Origin of the sequence: Halomonas sp. NPDC076908 (genome assembly GCF_050269715.1) — a bacterium.
Taxonomy (GTDB): Bacteria; Pseudomonadota; Gammaproteobacteria; order Pseudomonadales; family Halomonadaceae; genus Vreelandella.
In genome coordinates this window covers 1-22,685 of record NZ_JBNNIW010000048.1, presented here as the reverse complement: position 1 = coordinate 22,685, position 22,685 = coordinate 1, and the positions used below count along the sequence as shown (strand labels likewise).

The window sequence follows — 22,685 nt, the reverse complement described above, 5'->3', positions numbered from 1 at the left end:
CGCTGATCAGAAAGCTCGTAACGGCCTGTCATATCGCCCTCCTGCTCAATGAACAGAGAGAGCGTAACATTTATGACTTTTCAGACAGAACCTAGTTCAAGTGGCTGACAAGCGCATAACGGCACGGATCAACTTGAAAGCGTTAGCCTGCTAGCGCAGCTCGATTGGAGCGAAGCCCATTTAGAACAGAGTGCCGATGAGATTGCAGAGCAACTGTTAACCGCATTGAAAAGCCTCTTTCCCGCATCGGTAGCATTACCTAGCTTAATTGAAATGGGCGCGCATCGCTGGCGCTATGCCCAGCCTGTCAATGTTTGTAAAGACACAGACTTGTACAGTGCGAGCGGCTTGGCCCTGTGCGGCGACAGCTTTCGCGAAAGTCGCGTTGAGGATGCCTGGCTGTCTGGTCACCGCCTGAGAGAAGCACTAATAGGCCGGTCGGTCTAACAGCGCAGCAATTTTAGAAGTAAGAAGGATTCTTATAAAGGTTGTACCGAGTAGCGACAAGTTGTACAAATGGGCATACAGTATCATGCTAATGTTTAGCTCATTATCAGGCAATTTCACATGGAACATGCATTATCTTCGCCGCAGCGGACGCTGATAACCCCCTGCAGCGCCGCGCTGCAGACAACAACACTGTTGTTAATTAAACTGCTTTTTACTAAGTTTACGTTAATTACGAGGTACTGGCGCCCATGAGTCTCAAGGCGACCCACCCGCCCGATACACCGCTCTATCCCATACGAGAAGTTTCTCGTCTTACCGGAGTGAACTCGGTCACGCTTCGCGCTTGGGAACGACGCTACGGGTTAATTCGCCCGCAACGTACCCCTAAAGGCCACCGCCTTTATGCCCAAGATGATATTACGCGTATCGAACGTATCCTGCAGTGGCTCAATCGTGGTGTGCCGGTCAGTCAGGTCGTTGACTTGCTTGACCAGCCAGAGACGATTGAAACCCCCACTCCAAATGCAGGTGATTGGATTAGTCAGCGCCAGCATCTGCAAACCACGATTGAAGCACTAGATTTACCCAAGCTGGAGGCGTTTTATCATCAGAGTCTGGCGCTTTACCCCCTAAGTATTGCGATCAACGAGCTCTGGCAGCCGGTTATTTTAAGCCTAGAAGCGAAGTGGGCCGTTCAAGTGGACTATTTAGTACGCCGTACCTTGGAAGCTTTTCTACGCAGCCAGGTCGGCATTCGCTTGCACTACGCCAATCAGACCACCCGTGGCCCATTGATTCTGCTTAATGCGATGCCTGATGACCCTGGCCCTCTCTGGGTGCTGATGTCAGCACTGATGGCCAGCGAGCAGGGCTACCGTGTGCAGATGCTTGACCACTCGCTGCCATTAGAGGATTTGCCTCAGGCCGTGGCTCGGCTGCACTCCTCAATGGTGCTGCTCTCTAGCGGCCAGCGGGAGAGTGATAGCTACATCCTTCACGCGCTGCCCAATGCCGCTGAGGCGCTGAATGTGCCTATCGGCGTATGCGGTGAAGTCGCTCGCTTACGTGAGGCCGATCTGCGCGACGGCCCGGTGCATATGTTAGGCGACGACTTGCCTCAAGCAATTGCTCGCCTGCGGCCCTTACTGCGCGAGTCCGGCGTACTCTAATCAGCGCTCCCTCATCATGGCCGTTCACCCTCCAGTGACCGGCCATTTTTTTGTGCCGCAGGAGACCCCCTATGACAGGAGAGCTTATGAAACGGCAGTTGATTTGGCTGCGCAGCGACCTGCGCATTAATGATAACAGCGCCCTTGCAGCTGCTGCGGCCAAAGGCCCTGTGATAGCGGTATTTTTACGCACTATTCCTCAATGGCAGGATCACGGCCACGGTGCCAATAAAATCGATTTTTGGACTCGTGGTGTCGCCGCGCTTAAGGCTGCCCTTAACGGTCTCAACATACCGCTGCTGCATCGTGATATTGACTACTTTGAAAAAGCCCCCCAAACACTGCTCGACATTGCTCGTGAGCATGACATTGAGCAGCTTCACTTCAATTACGAATACCCGCTCAATGAAAAGCGTCGCGATCAAACTGTGTTGGACGCCTTTAATCAAGCCGGTATTGCTGCTCATGGTTATCACGATGCCATCGCCTTTGCCCCTGGCAGCCTGCTCACCGGAAAGGGCGACTACTACGGGGTCTTTACGCCGTTTTCCAAAGCGTGGCACAAACAGATCACCGCCGATCAACTCGCCCTACGCGACACGCCAAAGGTACAAGCAGCGCTGGAGATTCAAAGCGATCCACTACCTGGACTGCCCGAGCTTGAAAGCCTGCCTGTCGATAGCCAACGATGGCCCGCCGGAGAAGAGGCAGCGGGTGATAACTTGGCGCGTTTTTTACGCTTTCGTGGGCGGCACTATAAGGCTCAGCGCGACTTCCCGATAGTGCGAGGAACCAGCGAACTGTCGCCATACCTGGCGCTGGGGATGATTTCTCACCGTCAATGTCTACAGGCGGTGATGGCTGAGAACGGTGGACATTTAAGCGATGGCGATACTGGGCTGACTACCTGGGTCAATGAGCTGATCTGGCGGGAATTTTATCAGCATGTCGCGGTTGGCTTTCCCGAAGTATGCCGCTACCAGCCCTTTCAAGAGCACACCAAACAGCTGACGTGGCGGCATGACGACGAAGGCTTTCAAGCCTGGTGCGAAGGGCGAACGGGCTATCCAATTGTTGACGCGGCGATGCGCCAATTGGTGACCTCTGGTTGGATGCATAATCGGCTGCGCATGGTGACGGCGATGTTCTTAAGCAAGCATTTGTTAATTGACTGGCGACGCGGTGAAGCCTTCTTTATGCAGCATTTAGTGGACGGTGAATTTTGCGCTAATAACGGCGGATGGCAGTGGGCGGCCTCTACAGGAACGGATTCAGCCCCTTACTTCCGCATCTTTAATCCCACCACCCAATCCACTCGTTTTGACGCAGAGGGTGAATTTATCGCTCATTGGCTGCCTGAATTGGCTAAGTTATCTCCAAAAGCACGCCATGCACCCCCCAACGATCTGCTTACCGACGTTGAGTACCCAGCGCCGATTGTCGATCACAAAGCAGCGCGCCTACGCGCACTAGACGCCTTTAAGTCACTGACTAAATAAATACTGTTGCTCTAGGGTCTGTTGACGTTTCACATGGGCAGCCATAAAAAACCACAGGCCAATGCCACCATGCTTTCGTAGTTTCGCTTGAGCTTGTCGTAGCGCGTCGCTATGGCGCGATACGGCTTCAACCGAGCAAAGGCATTCTCTACAAGATGACGATAGCGATATAACCCTCTGTCTAAACTGCTATTTCCTATCGTTGAGTTGCGCTTGCGTGGGATCACCGAGTCCATCCCTTTAGCGTCGACCTGCTCACGGATACGCTCACTGTTGTCTCGCTAAAGTTAAGTGGTAGAGCTAGCGAGTGATTCGGATATCAACCTTTTTTCTAGCTCAGCGGCAGGCTGCGGTCTTGCAAAGTAGAAACCTTGCACAGCCGTACAACCTGCATTGACTAAAAATTGACACTGCTCTTTGGTTTCAACGCCCTCGGCCACCACCTCAAGCCCCATTCCTTCTGCCATTGCCAGTACGGCTTTAACGATGGAGGCATCTGCTTGGTCGTAGGGGAGATCTTTAATGAAGGCCCGATCCAGCTTAATTTTGTCCACCGGCAAGCGCTTTAAGTAGCCCAATGAAGAATAACCGGTTCCAAAATCATCAATCGCAATTGTATAGCCTTGATCGCGGAGTGTTTGCAACCGAGGCCCCATATCCCCCGCGCGCTCATCAAGCAACACCGACTCCGTTAACTCTAAGCCAATCTGTGAAGGTTCCAGTTGATAACGCTTCAAGCAGGTGGATAGCTGACTTTCCAGGTCGCCTTGAAAGAGCTGCAAGGCTGAAATATTGATCCAAATCGTTAGTTTAGGGATAGCACTATTACGCCAGTGCGCTTGCTGCGCACAAGCTTTTTCAATGACCCAGGCGCCCAGCTGCGTCATTAATCCATGCCGTTCTGCCAAGGGAATAAAATCGCCTGGTGAAATCATCCCATCCTGGGGATGTCGCCAGCGCAGCAGCGCCTCCATCCCTACTAATTCACCATCGCTGGGCCGGTGCTGGGTTTGAAAGTGGAGCTCCAGTTGGTCACCGGAAATAAGCGCCGCACGCAGATCACTGACCAGCGCTAGCTGAGGATTATCCTGTTTGTCCAGCGCAGGGCGAAAACGCTGACTATGATTACGCCCTAGCCGTTTAGCGCCATAGAGCGCCGACTCTAAGCGCTGAAACAGTACTCCTGAGTCGTTACCATCTTCAGGGACGCGGCAGCTACCAATCGTCAAGCCCAAGCGCAGTGAATGGTCATTGATTTCAAACGGGCGACTCATATGTTCGCGCAGTGTTGCGACCCATTTATCATGGTCATCGAAGGTGGTGGTACGGATCACCATAAATTCATCACCGCCCAAACGCCCTACGATACTGCCCGCCACATAGCTGGTTAAACGCTGAGCAAAGCGCGCTAATAAGCGATCTCCCTGCTCGACACCTAAGCTGTCATTCACCGACTTGAGGCCATCGATATCTACCAACGCCATATCCAAACTCTCGCCAGCGCGTAAATGGCGCAAACGAGAAGCGAGTAGGTCATGTAGACGACGTCGATTAGGTAGGCCGGTAAGGGGGTCTTCGTAGCCAATGCGGCGTAAATCCTGCTCGCGGGCTTTTTGCGCTGAAATATCGGTAAACAGGTTAACGTAGTGGGTTATATTGCCGCGTTTATCGGTCACCGCGCGTACTTTTAACCACTCTGGATACTCGTCACCATGTTTGCGGCGATTCCACATCTCGCCTTCCCACCGGCCGGTACTTTTTAAGGTATTCCAGTAGGACTCATAAAACGCCTTATCATGGCGAGGCGCCGCCAGAGTGTCTAATTTAAGCCCTAGTATTTCCTGGCTTGCATAGCCGGTAATTTCGGTAAACGCAGGGTTAACTGAGATAACGTGATTCTACGCATCGCTGATCACCATGGCATCGTTTGCCAGCCCTAATGCATCTTGTGTTAATCGCAAGCGTAGTCGCTGTTGACGGACTTGCCGCCAAGCGTCCCATAGCCCGATTGCAATTAATACGGCAGCTACTAAGCGGAGTGCAACATCGGGAATCCATACGCAGGCAGGCAGCGCGGTAAGTGCAACCCAAATTAATGGGCGATTAAGAGACACGGGAAGCCACATGGCGATTCGCTACACCCCATACAAAATTAACCTAGATAAAAAAATAGCGTTGAGAGCCATGCTTATCATGCCGCCTAATAAAAAGCTTGGATAGCGCATATTACGTCAAGAAAACGTTTATTGTGCATAAACGACAGTTACCGATCCTTATTAGCCACCATAACGCTATCGGCCTGATCCATGACATCTGTAGATTGCGATGATAAATGGTCAGTTACGTGCATTCAGCGGTTTCGGGAAGTAGACTAGACCAACCACCACTTTGACACTCGGAACGATTCAGTGACCAAGCAACATTCTTTTGATCGCGAAGAACTGCTGGCCTGCTCGCGCGGCGAGCTATTTGGCCCTGGCAATGCCCAACTTCCTGCTCCTAATATGCTGATGCTTGATCGCATCAAGCACATTCACGAAGAAGGCGGTGAGCATGGCAAGGGTGAACTCATTGCCGAGCTGGATATTTCGCCTGATTTGTGGTTTTTTGACTGCCACTTCCCCGGCGATCCTGTTATGCCTGGCTGCTTAGGCTTAGATGCCATGTGGCAATTAGTTGGCTTTTATTTAGGCTGGCTAGGTCACCCTGGCCGAGGGCGTGCACTTGGCTGTGGCGATGTGAAGTTCAGCGGACAGATCCTGCCTGATGCACAAAAAGTGACTTATAGTATTAATATTAAGCGTATTATTACCCGACGCCTTATTTTGGGTATCGCCGATGGCACAGTAACCGTTGACGGACGCGACATTTATCAGGCTAATGATCTGCGCGTTGGCCTATTCACCTCCACTGCGAATTTCTGAACAGGAGGCTCCCATGCGACGAGTGGTAGTCACCGGCCTTGGCATCGTATCGTGCCTTGGCAATGACCAACGACAGGTCCTGGACGCGCTCAAAACTGGGCGTAGCGGTATTCGTTTTAAGGAAGAGTATGCCGAGCGTGGCTTTCGTAGCCATGTCGCTGGCAGTGTCAATATCGACCTTGACGCACTCATCGACCGCAAACTGCGCCGCTTTATGGGCGATGCCGCCGCCTATGCGTATGTTTCCATGGCACAAGCCATTGAGGATGCGGGACTAAGCGAAGAACAGGTTTCTAACGTACGTACCGGCCTTATTGCAGGCTCGGGAGGTGCTTCAAGCGCTAACCAAGTTGAAGCAGCCGATGTACTGCGTGAAAAAGGCTTACGTCGCGTTGGTCCCTACCGGGTCACTCGCACGATGGGCAGTACTGTTTCCGCGTGTTTGGCAACGCCATTCAAAATTAAAGGCGTGAATTTCTCTATCTCGTCTGCCTGTGCAACCTCTGCACACTGTATTGGCAGCGCAATGGAGCAAATTCAGCTTAATAAGCAGGATATCGTGTTTGCCGGTGGCGGTGAAGAAGAGCACTGGACACTCTCTTGCCTGTTTGATGCCATGGGCGCCCTCTCGACTCACTACAATGACACACCTGAAAATGCGTCGCGTCCTTACGACAAAGCGCGCGACGGTTTTGTCATTGCAGGCGGCGGCGGCATGCTGGTACTAGAAGAGCTTGAGCATGCCAAAGCGCGCGGTGCCAAGATCTATGGTGAGTTAGTCGGCTACGGTGCTACTTCGGATGGTCACGACATGGTGGCACCCTCAGGTGAAGGCGCGATGCGCTGCATGCATCAGGCAATGGCTACGGTCGAGGGTAAGATTGACTACATTAATACTCACGGCACCTCCACGCCTGTCGGTGATGTAGCCGAGCTAAAAGCGATTCGCGCCGTGTTCGGCAATACAACACCAGCGATGAGTTCAACCAAATCGCTAACTGGCCACTCGCTTGGCGCCACCGGAGTCCAGGAAGCGATCTACTCGCTATTGATGATGCAGCATAATTTTGTAGCGGCTTCCGCCAACATTGAGCATCTTGATGAGCAGGCAGATGGCTTTGATATTGTGACTGAACGCCGAGATGACGTAGCGATAGAGCGAGCGCTGTCCAATAGCTTTGGCTTTGGCGGCACCAATGCATGCTTAGTCTTTCAGCGTTTTAACGACTAATACGCTAAGTCTAACCGCATTGCTGATACGCAAAAACGGCGCCCGATGGGCGCCGTTTTTGACTAACATGGGGGAAGGTAAAGAGCTTAAGAAAGGCTGTGATTTTAACGGGTTGTAGGCCGCGGCACCTCAGATATCTCCTGCAACTGTGCCTCAATCCACACCTCTACTTCCGCTAGCACCTCATCGGGCATACGCCCTGCCGTTTCAATCGGCTTACCAATGCGCACACGTAGCACACCGGGCCGCTTAACCCAATGGCGCCCTGGCCAGCGTTCACCTGCATTATGAGCAACCGGTAAGACCGGCACCCCAGCACGACAAGCAACTACGCTACCGCTTTTGTTGTAGCGTTTACGCTGTCCAGGATCAACCCGCGTGCCTTCAGGAAAAATCAGTACCGACAACCCCGTACCGAGTCGCTCCACGCCCTGGGTAAGCACTTGTTTCATTGCTCGCGCCGGTTTAGAACGGTCTAAACTGATCGGCCGCAGTAACCGCAGGCCCCAACCAAAGATCGGTAGGCGCAGTAATTCCCGCTTAAGTACGGTACATACCGGCGGCTTCATTACCTGCAGAAACACTGTTTCCCACTCACACTGATGGTTGGCCTGAATCACACAGGGTCCGCTAGGCAGGTTTTCTCGCCCTTGGATGTCATAGCGTACGCCGCAGGCAATACGAAACCAGACCATCAAAAAATAGTTATACAAGTTGAGTAAACGATAGCGGCCAGCCAGTGGGAGAAACGGAGCGATAGGCAGAAATAGGATGCCGATCATCAGCATGGCAAAAAAGTAGCCTGCATAAAATATCAGGCTGCGAACCACATTTATCAAACCGATGCTCCTGTGTCACTGACACGTTTATCACTGCCACGACTGGACTCACGGGTCGAACACCAGGCATCAAGCATACGCCCTGCCTCTAAGCGCCACGGCTTTTGATGAACACCAAAGACATCTAACACGCGCCGGCAATTTAAAACACGCCGCAGTTTAGCATCATGGTGGTGCTTGAGCGACTGTACCTCGCCCAGGGCAACCTCTTCACCACGCCCCTCCAGGTGCGTTAACAGCTGGGTGCGCACCATGGAAGTAAACGTGAAAGCGCTCACCGGTTCGGTACCAGCAAGGTGGTACGCCCCCCAAGTATTTGCTCCACACGCCTGCTGCTGCAGCATGCCGATCAGCGCCATTGCCACGGCATCTACTGAGGTAGGACAAAAAATCACGTCTTCTGCGGCGCGCACGGCCTCACCGGCTACCAGGCTATTGATAATCTCATTCAGCCAAGCATGGCTGCCTTCTAAAGCAAACAGCGGGCCTAAGCGGACAATCAAATGGCGCTGATATTGCGCCCGGATACGGTCACCGGTCTGCACTAAGCGACGCAAGCTCTCATCCCGTGGTGCGGGCACCACATGCTCATCAATGGGCACTTCCAAACCATCTTCGTAGAGCTGATCTGAGACGCACCATACCAACGCCACCTGTTGGGCAGAGCACGCGTCCAAGCACGCATCCACCGCATCGGCGTGCGCTGTCACATCTGCTGGTGCCATACTCAATGGTTGAGCCAGTGGCGGGATAATCACGGCATCCGGGGCTATCGTTTGAAGCATTGCCGACGTAATCGCCGTGCCCTGCTCAATGACTAACTCGGTATCCGTACGGCGGCTCGCCTCCCGAGCCAATGCCAGGCTTAAACAGTGCCCGGCATCCAGTATCAGCAGCTTCAAGACAGCCTCTCCTCGTCACGCATAGCCCTAAAGTACGCCGCAAGCAGCGTCCTCAGAACGGAATCTCATCGTCGAAATCGTCGAAGTTACCCGGATCCGGCGCACCATAGCTGTTGTTCTGCTGGTTTGGCGGGGGTGCTTGATTGCCTTGACGCGAAGGCTGTTGTGGCGCTGGCTGTGGCGCACGATGGGCCTGCTGAGCACCCTGCTGTGGATAACCACCGCCGTAGTTATTATTTGAAGGAGTGTTCTGACCGGGTTGTTGTTGAGCAGTATTGTTCTGGGGAGAACTGTTCTGGTCATAATGTTGCGTGGCTCCGCCGCCTTGGAAGTCACCGCTACGACCATCCAGCATTTGCATATCGTTGGCGACGATTTCCGTTGAGTAACGATCCTGACCATTTTGGTCCTGCCACTTACGGGTTTGCAGACGGCCTTCAATGTAGACCTTAGAGCCTTTTTTCAGGTACTGCTGGGCAATTTCAGCGGTTTTATTGAACATCACCACTCGGTGCCACTCGGTGCGCTCCTGGCGCTGGCCGCTTTGACGATCCATCCAGGTATCGGTAGTAGCTAAATTTAGATTTGCCACTGCCGCGCCGCTAGGCGTAAAACGCACCTCAGGATCCTGCCCGAGGTTACCAATCAAAATGACCTTGTTAATACCGCGAGCCATAAGACGCTCCTTTAATAGCTGTCACATAGAGTTAGTTGCCAACCGAAGCCACTCTTCGGCCCGGCAGAGTTAATATCTCACTGCGTTAATATCCGACTGAGCCAATATCCGTCTCAGTTAAGATTTTGGAGGTGCTATTAGCCTCGTCAACGCCGCCTGATCAAGCTGTTGACGATTCACTTTCAAATAGACTAATCGCTCTTCTGGCACCACCATCACATCTTCAACGCCGACCACATCGGCCAAATGTTCCATCAGCAAATCCAAGGCGTCTACATGGTTTTCATGCAGTGCCACTACTTCACTGGAGAGGTGCGGTGGCGCAGGCATCCACCACATCGCCACCCACCAGCATAATGCTAACCCAGCACAACCAATAAACACCGCATTCAGTCCGCCGTAATGGGCCAGCAGCCCGCCTAGCGTGCCGCCCAAAAAGGCACCTAAAAACTGGCTGGTGGAGTACACGCCCATAGCGGTACCTTTAGCCCCTGCAGGCGCCAGCTTACTGAGCATGGAAGGTAGCGTGGCTTCCAGCAAGTTAAAGCCGGTGAAGAACACAAATAGCCATACAAAGAGCCAATACCCAGCGGAAAGGAACAAGCCCAGTCCCGCCAGACTGACGACAATAGCGCTGATCGCCAGCAGGCACATCAAGCGCATGCGCTGCTTTTTCTCCCCCACGATGATCAGCGGCACCATAGCAACAAACGAGAGTGCCATAATGCCAAGATAAGCCAGCCCGTGATACTCAATCGCCACACCGGCATCCAATAGGCGAAAGGGAACGGCTACGAAAATTGCCATGAGTACCAAGTGCAGGGCAAAAATCGACACATCCAAACGCCATAAATCGGGGCGGGTAATCACACTTTTAAACTGTTGCCGATCCATCCCCACATCGCGATGACGGCGCCGCCGCGGCGCTGCTGGTACCCAGCGCCATAACACCAGTAGACCAATTAAGGAGAGTAGCGCGGTGAACCAAAAAATGGCCGCCAATCCTGCCCAGGCGGCCAACCAAGGCCCTAGTACCATGGCAATTGCAAATGATACGCCGATCGACAGGCCAATCGTCGCCATGGCGGCGGTGCGCACTTCCTCTCGAGTTTGATCAGCCAGCAGCGCCATAATGGCGGCTGCCACAGCGCCACAGCCTTGCAGCGCACGCCCCACGATCACCCCCACCATGCTATCGGAAAGCGCCGCCACCATACTGCCCAACGCAAAAATCACGAGTCCTACGGCAATGACTCGCTTACGGCCAATGCGGTCAGAGAGCAAGCCGAACGGAATTTGCAGCGTCGCCTGGGTTAAACCATAAATACCCAGCGCCAGCCCCACCAGCAGGGGGGTTGATCCCTCAAGCGTATCGGCATACAGCGCTAATACTGGCAGCACCATGAAGAGGCCCAGCATGCGCGATGCATAAAGCCCAGCCAAGCCGCTGATCGCACGACGTTCAGAGGCCAGCAATAGTGCGGAAACCTTGCGCATAATGCCCTTTTGTATGGTGGATAAGTAGATGGTGAAAAGCCAGTGTGTAGAGGATCAACAGGGGATGCATAAGCGCCACAGTTTGAGCCAATCCTTCATTCTAGCGGTTTGGACTGTCGCTGGAAACGCCGCAGGTTGCCGCATGTTATCAAAGCTGTTTTGCCGGGAGGGGGCTAGCAAACGTATAATCACGCTTTTGCCGCGCGATTCGAGGTGTTGATGGACAGCATTCTGGTCAGGGGTGCCCGCACCCACAACCTCAAGCAGATCGATGTGGAGCTGCCCCGTAACAAACTAATTGTGATTACCGGGCTATCCGGCTCGGGAAAATCATCGTTGGCGTTTGATACCTTGTATGCCGAGGGGCAGCGCCGCTATGTAGAGTCACTCTCCACCTACGCGCGCCAGTTCCTGTCGATGATGGAAAAGCCCGATGTGGATCACATTGAAGGGCTTTCGCCTGCGATCTCTATTGAGCAGAAGTCCACCTCCCACAACCCGCGTTCGACCGTGGGCACCATCACCGAAATTTACGACTACCTGCGCCTGCTGTTTGCCCGCGCGGGCACTCCCCGCTGCCCTGAACATGGCGAAGACCTAGAGGCGCAGACGATCTCGCAAATGGTCGATCAGGTGATGAACCTCGCCGAGGGCACCAAGCTGATGTTGCTGGCGCCAGTGGTCAAAGGCCGCAAAGGTGAACACCTGCAGCTATTAGCCGAGCTACGCGCTCAAGGGTTTGTGCGCGCCCTGATCGACGGCCAGGTGCTGGAGCTAGACGACGTTGCCCCGCTTGATAAGCGCAAAAAGCACGATATCAGCGTGGTGGTTGATCGCTTTAAAGTGCGTGACGACCTTGCCCAGCGCTTAGCGGAATCGTTTGAAACGGCGCTGAACCTCGCCGACGGCACCGCCATGATTCACTTTATGGACGGCGAGCGTGACGATATCGCCTTCTCGTCACGTTTTGCCTGCCCGGTGTGCGGCTACTCACTGGCTGAACTTGAACCGCGCATGTTCTCGTTTAACAACCCGGCGGGCGCCTGCCCCACCTGTGACGGGCTGGGTGTGCAGCAGTACTTTGACCCCGACAAGCTGATCAGCCACCCGGAACTTTCCCTTGCCGAAGGAGTGATCAAAGGCTGGGATCGGCGCAATATCTACTATTTTACCCAGCTTCAGGCGCTGGCTCAGCACTACCGCTTTGAGTTGGAAACTCCCTGGCATGAACTTGCCCGCCACGAACGCGAAGTCATCTTGAATGGCAGCGGAAACGAGAAAATTCCATTTGTTTACGTGGGGGATCGCGGCCGCAAAGTGACTCGCGAGCATGCCTTCGAGGGCGTACTGCCCAATATGCAGCGCCGCTATCGGGAAACCGAATCGAACATGGTGCGTGATGACCTGTCGAAATACATTGCAGTGCAACCCTGCGCGACGTGTAGCGGTTCGCGGCTGCGCAAAGAGTCACGACATGTCTACGTCGATGATCACAATATCGCCGAGATTGTACGTTTCCCGATTGGCGAAGCGTGGCGCTACTTTGCCGACCTGACGCTGCCGGGTCGCAAAGGCGAGATTGCCGATAAAATTGTTCACGAAATTCACGCCCGGCTGGAGTTTCTGGTCAATGTGGGGCTCGATTATCTCAACCTGGAACGTAGTGCCGATACGCTGTCTGGTGGTGAGGCCCAGCGTATTCGCTTGGCGAGCCAGATTGGCGCTGGCCTGGTCGGGGTAATGTATATTCTCGATGAACCCTCTATTGGCTTACACCAGCGCGACAACGACCGACTGCTAAAAACCCTTGAACGACTGCGCGACTTAGGCAATACGGTGATTGTTGTTGAGCACGATGAAGACGCCATTCGTGCCGCTGATCACGTGCTGGATATCGGCCCGGGGGCAGGTGTTCATGGCGGCGAAATTGTCGCCCAGGGCACGCCTCAAGATGTCATGGACAATCCTAATTCGCTGACCGGCCAGTACCTTTCTGGCACGCGGGAAATTGCGGTGCCGCCCTATCGCATTCCTGGCAACCCTGAAAGGCAGTTGGTGTTACGCGGTGCCACCGGCAACAACCTACAAGACGTGACGCTTACCCTGCCATTGGGGCTGTTTACTGCTATCACCGGGGTATCCGGTTCTGGCAAATCGACGCTCATTAATGGCACCTTGATGCCAATAGCAGCCCGTGAGCTAAACCGCGCCACCACGCTAACCGCCGCGCCCTATGAGAAGATCGAAGGGCTCGATCAGCTTGATAAAGTGATCGATATCGATCAGAGCCCGATTGGCCGCACACCGCGCTCCAACCCGGCGACGTATACCGGCATCTTCACTCCCATTCGTGAGCTGTTTGCGGGTACTCAAGAGGCGCGTTCGCGAGGCTATAAACCTGGGCGTTTCAGCTTTAACGTCAAAGGTGGGCGCTGCGAAGCATGCCAGGGCGAGGGCATGATCAAGGTAGAGATGCACTTCCTACCCGATATCTACGTACCTTGCGATGTGTGCAAGGGCAAACGCTATAACCGTGAAACCCTGGATATTCATTACAAGGGCAAAACTATTCACGAAGTGCTGGCCATGACAGTGGAAGATGCACTGGCATTCTTCAGCCCGGTGCCAGCTATTGCCCGACGTTTGCAAACCCTACTCGATGTGGGGCTTTCCTACATTCGCCTGGGACAAAGCGCTACCACCCTTTCGGGCGGTGAAGCGCAGCGGGTTAAACTTGCCCGCGAATTGGCCAAACGCGATACCGGTAAAACGCTATATATTCTTGATGAACCGACCACCGGCCTGCACTTTGAGGATATCCGCCAGCTGCTGACGGTACTCCACCGCCTACGGGACCACGGCAACACTATCGTGGTAATTGAGCATAACCTAGATGTGATCAAAACCGCCGACTGGATTATCGACCTTGGCCCTGAAGGTGGCTCCGGCGGCGGGCAGATTATTGCAGAGGGTACACCTGAGCAAATTGCCAAACAGAAGGTCTCACATACAGGGCATTTCTTAGCGCCACTGCTGGCGCGGGGAAATCGCGCAACGAAGTGATAACTCTTTGGTTCTTTAGGGGGGCCGCGTGCTCCCCCAGCCTAAAAATGCTCGCGGTTTAGCGCATTTGGCAACGCAAGACACGACCATATTGTTTATAGTAGCGAGCAGATAATAATTGGCAGTAATATGCAAGCCTCTGCTGGAGGAGCAGGTCATGAGCGAAGAAAACAGCTGTATTATTAAGCATTTCAGTCTCTACTGCTCGTTGACTGAAGAGGAGAAAGAATTACTCCTTTCACTTGAAGAGAGCCCAACCCATATAAAATCTGGCAAGATCCTATGGGAAATGGGTGACCCGGCCAATGAATTCTGCACGCTGAAAAGCGGCTGGGCCTACTCTTACCGTCACTTAGAGAACGGTGATCGGCAAATACTTGAAGTGTTTTTGCCTGGCGATATTATTGGGCTACGCGAGTTTGCTTTCTCCGAGCGCCTTGAGAATGTGCGCATGATTGATGACGGCGTGATTTGCCATTTTCCGCATAAGCGCATGCTGGAAATATTCCGTCAATCACTGCCACTTACATCAGTGATGTTTGCTATTGGTAGTCGTCAGCAGGCGCTAATGACCGAGCGGCTGGTAACATTAGCTAGACGCAGCGCCCGTAAGAAAATGGCCCATTTCCTCTATGAGATGTATTTAAGGCTGCGTCAAACCAATCCAGATATTACCAATCAATTCCGCCTGCCGCTCTCACAAGAGCAGTTGGCCGATGTACTTGGCCTTAGCCCAGTCCACGTTAGTCGCACCTTTACCGCGCTGAGTGAGGATGGTTTAGTCTTTCGTGACCGCCACCATCTGACGATTCCTGACCTGGCGGCCCTATGCGCCGAAGGTGAATTTGATGATTGTTATCTCACCGATAACGTCCGCCCCCTGCTAGGTGACTAGACATAAGTTAGATGATGCTGGATAAAAAACCGCGTGCTATTAAGCACGCGGTATCCTTCCTCTAATCATTCGAACTAGATAAACCGCACCTGGATCAACCGCACTTGGACCAGCCACAGCCTGCATAGCAGGTGGGGCAACCATCCATCATGATTAACTCACCGCGGCACTCTGGGCAGTTACCTACGGTTGCAGGGCCGTTGGCTTCAGCCTTTTTTGACGCTGCCTGCTCCCCACCGCCAATAGGCTCGACCGAACTCATTTCAGGTTGAGCATCGGCTAGTTCTTCATCCGGCTGCCAGGCATGACCATGGGTCATGCGGTGTGCATAGCGCTCGACTAACTGTTCCACAGGCACTTGGTTGCCATCCCGATCCAAAAAGCCACGGCGATAGAGAATTTGCTGAATCGACCAGGCAATCGCCGCCACTTCCGAATCGTGGAACATCGGCTTATTCCAGCGATTCATGCCGCAGCGCACCAACCCCTTATCCCAGGCCACTTTACGCAGGTCCGCGACTGCCTGGGTAACGTAACCACCACGCGCCGCCAGCGAGAGGCTGCGCATGGTCGCGGTGATCCACTGGTGTTCACTGGAGAGCTGCCCCGATGGGAAAAAGAACTCTACCGGGCGCTCAATCACCACGCGCCTGCCGCCAATAACGCCTTCCACCGGCATAAATGACACCAGTAGATAGACTTTCTTGCGCCCTTCCGCACCAACATAAGAAATCTTTTCAGACACGGCTTCCAAGGTGCCTTCCGGACGAGATGGAATTCGCACCGTTAGAGGGTTTTCATCCTGTAGCTCTGGGACAGGCGCGGCCTGCTCCTGCTGTTTGATGCGATAACCGACAATTTTGGAGGTAATTTCAACAGCCATAGGGGTTCTCCGTTTAGCAAAGGTGTGCGTGAGTTAATAAATGGCGCTTAGCGCGGCATCACCATTTGCCGTAGGTGCCTTCTTTTAAACCATCGAATAGATTCGCAGCATTATGCTCTTCGCCGTCGTAAATCACCGTCTCATCACCAGTTAACTCAAGGGTTTCACCGTTTTCCAGCTCGAATACGTAGGTGGTGTTTTTAAGATCATCCTCGCGCACCAACACGCCCTGGAATGCTTCGGGGTTAAAACGGAAGGTAGTACAGCCTTTTAAGCGGCTTTCGTAGGCTTGCAAGTAGAGGTCTTGAAACTGCTCAAAGGGGAATTCGGTAGGCACGTTGACCGTTTTCGAAATCGCCGAATCCACCCAGTGCTGAGCGGCAGCTTGAACGGCAACGTGCTGCTCAGGTGAGATAGCGTCAGCGGTGACGAAGTAGTCAGGCAGGTCGCTATCCACCGCGTCGGCGGCGATAAAGTGGCGGTAGGCAGCCAGCTCAAACGAGACAACCTCAACCTGCTCTTTGGTTTTCTTACCCGACTGGATAATATTGCGGAAGTAGCGGTGCGAGAAGGAGGGTTCAATACCATTAGAGGCGTTGTTACCCATCGACAGGCTGATCGTGCCGGTGGGCGCGATTGAGCTGTGGTGAGTAAAGCGTGCGCCGTGTTCGGCCAACTGTGCAACAAGCTCCGGTTCAAGCTCAGCTACCTGGGCCATGTACTGGCTGTAGCGGGCGTGCAAAATGCGCCCTGGCACTTTATCGCCTACTTCGTAGCCATCTTTAGCCAGCTGCGGGCGCTCGCGCAGCATCTTAGGCGTAATGGTGTGCTCCTGCTCAAGCACTGGTGCCATGCCTTTCTCTAATGATAGCTCTAGCGCCTGCTTCCATCCCTCAATTGCCAGATGGCGACTCACCTCATCGGTGAATACTAACGACTGCTTAGAGCCGTAAGAAATTTTGAGCATGGTAAGCGTTGACCCTAAGCCTAAAAATCCCATGCCGTGACGCCGTTTAGCTTCGATTTCACGCTGCTGCTGGGGCAGTGGCAGACCGGCAATTTCCACCACATTGTCGAGCATGCGGGTGAAGATGGCGACCACTTTACGATAGCGCTCCCAATCAAACCGTGGCTCGGCCCCAAAAGGGTCGATCACAAATTTGGTCAGGTTAACGGAGCCTAGCAAACAGGCGCCCTCTGGCGGCAACGGCTGCTCTCCACAGGGGTTAGTCGCACGGATATCTTCGCAGAACCAGTTATTGTTCATACGATTAACCTGGTCGATCAGGATGAAGCCAGGCTCGGCGTAGTCGTAGGTGGAGGACATGATGGTGTCCCACAATTCCCGCGCCTTAATCACTTCTACAATGCGGCAGGCAACGCGGCCTTCGGCATCCACCGTATAACCCTCTTCGACCACTGGCCAGTCACGGTAGAGGAGATCTTCCGGTTTAACATCGTCTTTTTCACCGGGGTGAAGCGGAAATGCCAGCGGCCAGTCGGTATTATTTTTAACCGCTTCCATGAATTCGTCGGTGATCAGCAAGCTAAGATTAAACTGGCGCAGGCGGCCCGCTTCACGCTTGGCCTGAATAAACTCACGCACATCCGGGTGGCCCACATCAAAGGTGCCCATCTGGGCACCACGGCGGCCACCGGCAGAGGCTACGGTGAAACACATCTTGTCGTAGATATCCATAAACGCCAGCGGGCCATTGGTGCCCGCGCCAGCGCCAAATACGAAGGCACCTTTGTGGCGCAGCGTCGAGAAGTCGTAGCCAATCCCCGCGCCGGACTTCAGCGTCATACCCGCATCCACCACGGAGTCGAGAATATCGCGCATGGAGTCGCGAATGGTCCGTGAAACGGTGCAGTTAATCAGACTCACCGCTGGTTTATAGGCCTCAGCGCCCGCATTAGAAAGAATTCGGCCCGCAGGAATAGCGCCGTTTTCCAGCGCCCAACGAAACTTTGGCAACCACTCTTTGGCGTTATCACCTTCCACCGCTGCAAGAGCACGCGCCACCCGTTCAAACGTCGCACCGATGTCTTGGTCAACAGGTTGGCTATGGCGATCCTTGAGACGGTATTTTGCGTCCCAGATCTCCCGCGAGGGCGCCTGCATCGGGACATCGTTAGAGGTCTTCATAGCCTTAGCAGCGGTGCTCATATCGCAAAACTCCTTCACAACGGGGTGAATATAGCGCTCAAATGAGGACGATTATACGTGGCATCGGAGTGAAGTATAGACTTGACTTCCCACTATATGAGGCACTTTTTTGAGAATTTTCTACCATATATAGAAAAATCAGCGCGTTACTCTTTTGCCAATCTTCAACACCCTATAAACTGAGGTTTTAGTTAATAGCCTAGGGGTTTTGGTTAGATGGCTCAGTTCATGTTCGCTATTCATCCGCTGGGTATGCGCGCGTTAATCGTTACAGCGATGACCGCTGCTTCGATAGTCGCTGCGTCCGTGGCGAGCGCCGCTACGTTTAATACCGATGGTGTCGATAGCCACGATCATTGGCAATCGCTGACGCTTACCCTGGGTGGTGAACGGCATTACCGTGCGGTGGAGACCCACAGTTACTCAGACGCCACACTGAGCCTCAATACTTCACAGGGCGTATGCGATTTACCGTGGCTGGAGATGCGCGTCACGCTTGAACAGCAGCAGGGTGAAAGTCGTGCGGTGAACTTAGTGCCTGCCCGACTACGCATTGATGAGCAGCCGGTGATAAATACTATGGCGGAATTTATCACTGAGCGGGGTGATGACGGTTTTTATGCCCATTTTTATCTCAGCGACATGCAAACGCTAATGGCGGATATGCGCCAAGGCGAGCAACTGTTTCTTGGCTTTGACCAAGAGGAGCGTGAGCCGTGGTATATGACCTTTAGCCTGCAAGGTGCCGACGCAGCCATTACTCGGATGCTAACCCAGTGTGAAGACGCTGAGGCGACGGTTAACTAACAAGTACGATCACTAAAAAGGTAGCTCAATAAACCGGGGGTACGGGCTCAAGGGCCATTTCAACGCGGTTGCGTCCGCCATGCTTAGCTCGATACATGGCGTCATCTGCCCGCGAGATTAACGTTTTACAGCTGTCACCTGCCTGCCAAACGGCGACTCCGATACTTACCGTCACGGTTTGTTTCAGCCCTTCAATGCGCAGTTCAGCCACGAGCGTGCGCAGCCGTTCAGCTAAACCCACCGCAGCCTCTACATCTGAGTGTGTGGCAAGCACAATAAACTCTTCACCTCCCCAACGGCCTAGGTGGTCGCAGCCACGTAGCGAACTTTCTACCAAACGCGCCAACGCCACTAATACATCATCGCCTACGCTGTGGCCGTAGGTATCGTTGATCTGCTTGAAGTTATCTACATCAAATAGCAGCAGCGAAAAAGTGGCTGCATAACGGTTGGCAGCCACCAGCTCAGCATTAATGGCCTCTTCAATACGGTAACGGTTCCACACCTTGGTCAATGGATCGAAATGCGCCAACCGCTCTAAACGCTGATTGGCCTCAGCAAGCGCTTGGCGCTCACACTCCAAATGCATATTGAGTGACCGAATTTCGTAGGCCGCAATAGCCAGCGTTAGGTCTTCGCCTAAGTCTACTGCTGCTAATCGCTCTACCCGCTGCCACGCTTCACTCTTACCCACCACCTCTTCATACCAAGCGACTGATGGGGCTACTATCGATGCAGGGTGAGGGCTGGCGGTAGGTTGCATCGCCCAATACAGCGTTTCTACCTGCTCGGGACGAAAAAAAATCAACCAGGCGCGCTGGGTTGAGTTCATTGGCAGCGGTACCGCTATAGCACCGCACTGATCTGGCATGGCTAATGAAGCCGTTAACGTCTCTTTAGCAAGTTCGCGGGTACACCAGGGGCCGCTATGCTCATGGGATCTTTCTAACCGTAAAACAAACTGACTTAGGACTTCCGGGGTCGGCGTAACCCCCGCTTGATAACAGCCACCATTCACCCAGAGCACCACGCCATGGGCCCGAAACAGCTTCATCCAGATCGACGCCTGCTCATATAATAATTGCTGTGGGCTTTGAGGCTCGCTACGAGCGCGTAGCACTAGGCTATCCTGCACGCGCTGCAAATAGCGTGCTTCTTGGCGTGCTCGCAACAGTAGCATGCGCTGCGTCGCCATTTGCACCAGCGTGCGTATCGCATCGCGCACGGGGGGTTCAACCGAGTGCGCCGTTGACGAATGGCAGAACACCAGCCCCCATAAACCGATATCGCCCTGCATTGCCAAGCTGAGCGAACCACGCACTCCCATGCGCTTTAAATAGCGTTGCCGCTCAGGAGCTGGGGCACATTTAAACGCGCGCCAGCTGAAGCACGTACCGTTAATGCGTTATCAAACGCATTATCCAAGTCGCGCATAGAGGTATTCAAGGTATTGCGCAGCTCCGCTTTTTTGGCAGGATCATCCGCTGGTGATTCAAGCACTCTTATCGCTGCTTCCATAGCTCTAAACAGATCCGGCTCACGCTGAGCGCTACCTGATTGAGCGACTAGAATCTGATCATCGACCGCGGGCTCGCCTTGTAACGTAATAGTTACTCCACCGAATGACAGTTGCTGCCCATCACCCGTATATTCACCGGTTACATCTTCAAGCCAGCCACCATCTTCGAAGCGCTGCACTTGGTAGATAAAATCACTTTCAGAGTCAGTGTCTGGATTTTCAGAGAATATAATGCGATAGCTATCACCGTATCCTTCAGCATTGACGTTCGTTATTTGTGGGCCGGCAAAGGTGACACTGCCATCATTTCTAGCGTTCTCTCCAATCAAACGCTCTCCGCTACCATCCGTCTTCACTGACTCCGCTACGTAGCCTGCTCCACTAGGCACACTCTTGAAAATAGACGCGCCATTCTCAGCGACTGGCATTAACCGCGAAGCGTCAACTCGTTGTTCTCGAGCATTACTATCGCCCTGATACTGCACGTTGCCATCAGCATCTTTTACGAAAGGCGGGGCATTATCTTTATAGCCAGCAAATAGGTAACGACCATTACCATCGGTAGCATTAGCCTGGCCTAACAACGTTTCATAAACGCCTTTTAGCTCACTAGCGATGGACTCACGATCAACATCGCTCAGCGTATCGCTTGAAGCCTGAATCAGTAATGTTTTAGCACTAGTGATGGCATCGCTAACGCTATTGATAATGCTCTCTGTTTGAGAGAGTGAGTTACGTGCTGAGGTACGGGCATCTGTATACTGCTCGTTAATCGCCAGTGACTGATCAACACCCACTGCTCGTGAAGCTGCTTGAGGATCATCGGAAGGATTAACCACGCGTCTTCCACTGGCAATTTGCTGGCTAACCTTCATCAGATCACTCTGCTGGCGGTTCATTGAGGCAGTGCTTTGCTCGAACATGGTCACGGTACTAATACGCATAACTTAAACTCCCGAATTAACCGCGCAGGTTCAAGATGGTATCCATCAGCGCTCCTGCGGTGTCAATAACACGCGCATTAGCCTGATAATACTGTTGATAACGAATCAAATTAGCCGCTTCTTCATCTAAATTCACCCCTGATTCGGATTGCTGCACTGCGCGTAATTGATCAGTCAGGCCTTGGCGAGCATCTAAATTAACTTCTGTGATATTAGTGCGATTACCAACATCGCTGACCATTGATGCGTAGGCACCACTTACTGAAGCGCTACCGCCGACAATCGATTGGGCTTGCAGGTTTTGCATTGCCAGAGCGTTGCGATTATCACCGGCGCTGGCATCACTCTGGCTAATAGAAAGAGTAGCTCCATTTACCCCAGGAAGTTCATTGAGGGTAAAGGAAATGCCACCAATCTGAATACGATCTCCTACAGTTAACTGAGAAGTGGCATCGGCAGGATCAAAGGCTTCACCGTTAACAGTCATTGCAGCCATCGCTGGCTGAATATTACTTACACTACCATCTGCAGCGACATCAAATGCATATTCATCTTCTGTATCAAAAGCGCCTGCTGCAATACTTACCTGACCGATGCTTAAGTCACCTTCAATATCAGCAAAGCTAGCCGCGGCGATTTTATCTAAATCAGAAACATTAGTTTCCATGCCTGCGCCCGCACGGCGTACTGGCTGAATTTCAAAACGATCACCTTCCCCAACAGTAACTCCACTGTTAAAAGAAAGTGTGACACCACCGAAAGTAATTTCACCTGATCCTAAATTTTCATCCCAATCACTAACATCGACGTAGTTAGCATCATCAGGATCCGTACTGTTAAGTACTTGCCCGTTATCATTTCGTGTCACAACAGGATTAAGGTTCGCATCAAACGAAACGGTATAGTCTGTGGCCCGCAGCTTATCAACCGTCGCTGGGTCAAACTCTATCGACGTTAGCAGATCATCTTCACTGTTACGGCTATAGCTGTAAGCCTGGGGAGATCGCACATTGAAAAAATCTCCCCCTTGCTCCCCATTAAGATCCACCCCTAACTTGTGCTGCTCATTAAAAGCCATCGACAGCGACACAGCCAACTGGCCAATCTGGTTCTGGGTTTTGTCTAGCCCGGATTTCTCACAGGGTATAAAAGAAAGCGGCTGAAAGTGCTATGATTTCAAGAACCTAACCAATCCATCAAGCACCAACAGCCGCTTC

The 22,685-nt window shown here is 53.1% G+C and carries 16 protein-coding genes and 2 pseudogenes; 7 read left to right on the top strand and 11 right to left on the bottom strand.

The window, feature by feature from the left end:
• The first annotated feature begins 698 nt into the window (after positions 1–698).
• Positions 699–1,619, top strand: a complete 921-nt coding sequence (locus ACQKE4_RS18620; protein ID WP_427389773.1) for a MerR family transcriptional regulator — start codon at positions 699–701, stop codon at positions 1,617–1,619.
• Positions 1,620–1,705: 86 nt separating this feature from the next.
• Complete coding sequence (phrB, locus tag ACQKE4_RS18615) at positions 1,706–3,118, top strand: deoxyribodipyrimidine photo-lyase (protein WP_427389776.1); 1,413 nt, start codon at positions 1,706–1,708, stop codon at positions 3,116–3,118.
• 29 nt (positions 3,119–3,147) lie between these two features.
• Here the strand turns inward: phrB and ACQKE4_RS18610 are convergent.
• Positions 3,148–3,393: pseudogene (locus ACQKE4_RS18610) on the bottom strand (IS5/IS1182 family transposase); the annotation flags it as partial.
• Positions 3,394–3,405: 12 nt separating this feature from the next.
• Positions 3,406–5,244, bottom strand: a pseudogene (locus tag ACQKE4_RS18605) (putative bifunctional diguanylate cyclase/phosphodiesterase).
• 282 nt (positions 5,245–5,526) lie between these two features.
• Between ACQKE4_RS18605 and fabA the strand changes: the two are divergent.
• The gene (fabA, locus tag ACQKE4_RS18600; RefSeq protein ID WP_427389772.1) at positions 5,527–6,042 is read left to right on the top strand and encodes a 3-hydroxyacyl-[acyl-carrier-protein] dehydratase FabA; all 516 of its coding nucleotides are present in this window, start codon (positions 5,527–5,529) and stop codon (positions 6,040–6,042) included.
• A 13-nt stretch (positions 6,043–6,055) separates the two neighbouring features.
• Positions 6,056–7,273 (top strand): beta-ketoacyl-ACP synthase I, encoded by a 1,218-nt coding sequence (fabB, locus tag ACQKE4_RS18595; protein ID WP_427389771.1) that lies wholly within the window; start codon positions 6,056–6,058, stop codon positions 7,271–7,273.
• A 104-nt stretch (positions 7,274–7,377) separates the two neighbouring features.
• On the opposite strand, the gene ACQKE4_RS18590 is transcribed toward fabB, so the two are convergent.
• The 4 genes from ACQKE4_RS18590 to ACQKE4_RS18575 form a co-directional block, all read right to left on the bottom strand.
• Complete coding sequence (locus tag ACQKE4_RS18590; protein WP_427389770.1) at positions 7,378–8,112, bottom strand: lysophospholipid acyltransferase family protein; 735 nt, start codon at positions 8,110–8,112, stop codon at positions 7,378–7,380.
• Positions 8,109–9,014, bottom strand: coding sequence for a sugar nucleotide-binding protein (locus ACQKE4_RS18585; protein WP_427389769.1), 906 nt, complete (start codon positions 9,012–9,014; stop codon positions 8,109–8,111). Before ACQKE4_RS18585 ends, ACQKE4_RS18590 begins: the two co-directional genes overlap by 4 nt.
• Positions 9,015–9,066: 52 nt before the next feature.
• Entirely contained in the window at positions 9,067–9,690 is a 624-nt protein-coding gene (gene ssb / locus ACQKE4_RS18580) for a single-stranded DNA-binding protein (protein ID WP_427389768.1), read from the bottom strand.
• 117 nt (positions 9,691–9,807) lie between these two features.
• Complete coding sequence (locus tag ACQKE4_RS18575) at positions 9,808–11,187, bottom strand: MFS transporter (RefSeq protein ID WP_427389767.1); 1,380 nt, start codon at positions 11,185–11,187, stop codon at positions 9,808–9,810.
• Between the two features lie 219 nt (positions 11,188–11,406).
• Between ACQKE4_RS18575 and uvrA the strand changes: the two genes are divergently transcribed.
• Positions 11,407–14,250, top strand: a complete 2,844-nt coding sequence (gene uvrA, locus ACQKE4_RS18570) for an excinuclease ABC subunit UvrA (RefSeq protein WP_427389766.1) — start codon at positions 11,407–11,409, stop codon at positions 14,248–14,250.
• 157 nt (positions 14,251–14,407) lie between these two features.
• Positions 14,408–15,145, top strand: coding sequence for a Crp/Fnr family transcriptional regulator (locus ACQKE4_RS18565; RefSeq protein ID WP_427389765.1), 738 nt, complete (start codon positions 14,408–14,410; stop codon positions 15,143–15,145).
• Between the two features lie 94 nt (positions 15,146–15,239).
• Here ACQKE4_RS18565 and ACQKE4_RS18560 read toward each other — a convergent pair whose 3' ends face one another.
• A complete protein-coding gene (locus ACQKE4_RS18560; RefSeq protein WP_427389764.1) occupies positions 15,240–16,028 on the bottom strand; it encodes a ribonucleoside-diphosphate reductase in 789 nt (262 codons plus the stop codon).
• Positions 16,029–16,086: 58 nt separating this feature from the next.
• Complete coding sequence (locus tag ACQKE4_RS18555; protein ID WP_427389763.1) at positions 16,087–18,198, bottom strand: adenosylcobalamin-dependent ribonucleoside-diphosphate reductase; 2,112 nt, start codon at positions 18,196–18,198, stop codon at positions 16,087–16,089.
• Positions 18,199–18,450: 252 nt separating this feature from the next.
• Between ACQKE4_RS18555 and ACQKE4_RS18550 the strand changes: the two genes are divergently transcribed.
• Entirely contained in the window at positions 18,451–19,005 is a 555-nt protein-coding gene (locus tag ACQKE4_RS18550; RefSeq protein ID WP_427389775.1) for a hypothetical protein, read from the top strand.
• 25 nt (positions 19,006–19,030) lie between these two features.
• Here ACQKE4_RS18550 and ACQKE4_RS18545 read toward each other — a convergent pair whose 3' ends face one another.
• From ACQKE4_RS18545 to ACQKE4_RS18535, 3 genes are read right to left on the bottom strand one after another with little or no spacing between them, the layout of a single operon-like run.
• The gene (locus ACQKE4_RS18545) at positions 19,031–20,326 is read right to left on the bottom strand and encodes a sensor domain-containing diguanylate cyclase (RefSeq protein ID WP_427389762.1); all 1,296 of its coding nucleotides are present in this window, start codon (positions 20,324–20,326) and stop codon (positions 19,031–19,033) included.
• Between the two features lie 11 nt (positions 20,327–20,337).
• A complete protein-coding gene (gene flgL / locus ACQKE4_RS18540; RefSeq protein ID WP_427389761.1) occupies positions 20,338–21,468 on the bottom strand; it encodes a flagellar hook-associated protein FlgL in 1,131 nt (376 codons plus the stop codon).
• A gap of 16 nt (positions 21,469–21,484) precedes the next feature.
• Positions 21,485–22,615, bottom strand: a complete 1,131-nt coding sequence (locus ACQKE4_RS18535) for a flagellar basal body rod C-terminal domain-containing protein (protein WP_427389774.1) — start codon at positions 22,613–22,615, stop codon at positions 21,485–21,487.
• Between the last annotated feature and the right edge of the window lie 70 nt (positions 22,616–22,685).